At 45.6% G+C, this 3,022-nt stretch carries 1 protein-coding gene; it reads right to left on the reverse strand.

Translation table 11 applies throughout. The annotated features are described in order from the left end of the window. Positions 1-199 precede the first annotated feature (199 nt). Positions 200-3,022, reverse strand: a 2,823-nt coding sequence (locus tag RIC88_RS01160) for a CusA/CzcA family heavy metal efflux RND transporter (protein WP_350215589.1), incomplete at its 5' end; no start/stop codon positions are given.

A 3,022-nucleotide genomic window follows, 5' to 3' on the forward strand; every position in this document is an offset into this window, starting at 1 on the left:
GGTGAAGCTCGGCCATTCCTTCTTCTTCGTGTCCTTCGTCCTCATGTCCTTCTTCACCTTCTTTATGTTCATGAGAAGCTTCTTCCGTGTTATCAGCAGACTTGCTTCCGCAACCGGTAAATACCGATACCATCAGTACCAATGCCAGTATATATATGATTTGCTTTTTCATTATTTAATATTTTATGTTCTTTAAATTTTATTGACCGATCAGGAACTCCAGGTTGATGACCGCCTGGTTGTATCCATTAAGCGTATTGAGGTAATTGAATTTGAGGTTCAGGGCCTGGTTGAGATTTTGAAAGTATTCTACATAATCAATGTTCCCGCTCTCAAAGCTCTTCTGGGCATTATCTAAGATTAGATTGGCCTGGGGAATCGCTTTTTCATTGTAGTATTCCAGACTATTGCGGAACTTATTTACTTCTTCTACCTGCTGACTAAATTGTCCCTGGACGGTGGTTCGGAAGTATTCCAGATTGGTTTTAGCCATTTGTTCACGCAGGCTGGCGGCCTTAATGTCTGCCTTATAGGAGCCAAAAAACAATGGAATGGCTATGCCTGCCTGTATGCCTCCAAACCGGTCAGAAGATGTTGCAACACCACCATCTGCTGTTTCACCACCAATCAGTGACTGGTTGAAATACCCCACAAAAAACTCAGGCATTAATTTGGAAGAAACAACGGATTTCTGCGCATCCGCAATCTCCACCTGCTGCTGTGTAAACTGCAGAAATGGATTGTTTGCAATCAGTGCACGATCCTGGAGTGCCAAAACCTGTCGTTCCTCCAGACCGGAGGGCGCAAAAGCCAAATCCGTGGTGTCATTAAGCAGGATCTGAAGCTGTTTTTCCTGGATGATCATATCGGCTTCCAATAGCTTCAACTGATTCTGGACTTCCATCACCTGCGTTTCTGCGGCCGCTTTTTCCAAATAACTGGTAGCTTCCGTCTCAAACCGGATAGTTGCGGCATTGAGGAACCTTCCATAGATGGAGTCCTGGTAAAGCAACAGGTTTCTGGTCTCGTGCAAATAGGCCAGCTCGTACCAGGCTTGTCGGATACTCGCTTTGAGTTCGTTCTCTGTAACAGCTAGCTGTTTTTGACTCCCCTCAACCCGTTCATTTGCCAGATTGCGCTGTTTGCCGTAAACCGTAGGAAATTCAAAGGACTGGCCAACATTAAAAGAAAAATCATTTTCAAAGCTGTTGTATTGTCCGTATTGCATGCCAATACCTGTCTTGCCCGGGTTGAATGCGGCCTTCTTTCCTTGCCGTTGAACGTCTATATTGGTTTTGGCCACTTTAACATTCCCATTATTGGCCAATCCTATTTCAATGGCTTCTTCCAGCGTATTCACAGACTTGGTTTCCTGCGCATTTCCCACAGCTGGTAATCCAAACAATCCACCACAAACGATCAGGGCAATAATCACATTGGCATTCGGTGCTTTCAGGCTTTTTCTTTTGTCACTTCTGCCTTCTACAAACGTGTAGAGCACCGGAAGAACCACTAGAGTAAGTAGGGTGGCAGTGAGCATACCACCAATCACTACGGTAGCCAATGGTCGTTGTACTTCCGCTCCTGCAGAGGCTGAAAATGCCATGGGTAAAAATCCGAAAATGTCTGTAGTTGCTGTCAACATAATAGGTCTGATTCGTTCTTTTGTTCCTGTTAAAATTCTCTCTCTAATACTCGTCACCCCTTCTTCCTTCAATGAATTGAAGCGGTTGATCAATACAAGACCATTGAGGACCGCCACGCCAAACAGCACAATGAACCCGACACCAGCAGAAATACTAAATGGCATATCCCTCAACCACATAGCAAATACGCCCCCAATAGCCGCCAGGGGAATAGCCATATAGATCATAATGGATTGAGAAAATGACTCTAAGGCAAAGTAGAGCAAAACAAAAATCAGAAAGAGGGCTATTGGCACTACGATCATTAATCTGCTTTTCGCTCTTTGCAGGTTTTCAAACTCTCCACCGTAGGTGATGTAGTACCCGGCCGGCAGATCCAACTGCGCATCCAATTTGGCCTGTATGTCATTCACCACCGACTCCACATCGCGTCCTCTCACATTCACTCCAACATACGTTCTACGGTAGGTGTTGTCCCTGGAGATCTGCATCGGTCCCGGCACATAGCTTATGTCAGCTACCTCTTTTATGGGAACTTGAGTCCCATCCGGTAGATCGATATAGAGTGTCCGTAAGTCATCGATACTTCTGCGATGTGCATCATCAAAGCGTATGACCAGATCGAATCGCTTCTCGCCTTCAAAAACCACTCCGGCCACCCCACCTGCAAAAGCTGAGCTGACATACTCATTGAGTTTTTGAATATCTAACCCGTATTGAGCTATCTTATTACGATTGTAATTCACTGTCATTTGGGGAAGTCCTGAGGTCCGCTCAGCATTGACATCTCCGGCACCCGGTACTGTGGAAATGATCTCCGCCATCTCCTGAACCTTGGTGGCTAAAACCTCTAAATCTTCACCGTATAGCTTGACCGCAATATCTTCCCGTACTCCTTCAAGCAATTCGTTGAACCGTAATTCCACAGGCTGGGTAAAGACGAGGTTAACCCCAACGAGCTGTTCATCGAGTTTGTCTTTGATTTGATCAATTAGCTCGTCTTTGGTTGCTGCGGAAACCCACTTGTCTTTGTCCTTTTCCAGAATGATGTACATATCCGCTATGTCCATGGGCATTGGGTCTGTGGGTATATCTGCAACACCAATGCGTGAGGTGACCGTTTTGATCTCAGGAAAGTTTTCAAGCAAGAGCTTTTCAATTTTCATGGAGACTTCATTAGACTCTGTGAGCGAACTTCCCGGTCGTATCAATGCCTGCATGGCCAGGTCTCCTTCATCCAGCTGAGGGACAAATTCCCCACCCATACGCGAAAATGTAAATCCGGCAACTCCCAGCAGCACAATAGCCACAATGATTACGATAGCCTTAAAACGGAGGGCACTTTTTAGCAATGGCAGGTATGCCTTATGAATACC

This window comes from Ekhidna sp. (genome assembly GCF_040220215.1).
Taxonomy (GTDB): Bacteria; Bacteroidota; Bacteroidia; order Cytophagales; family Cyclobacteriaceae; genus Ekhidna.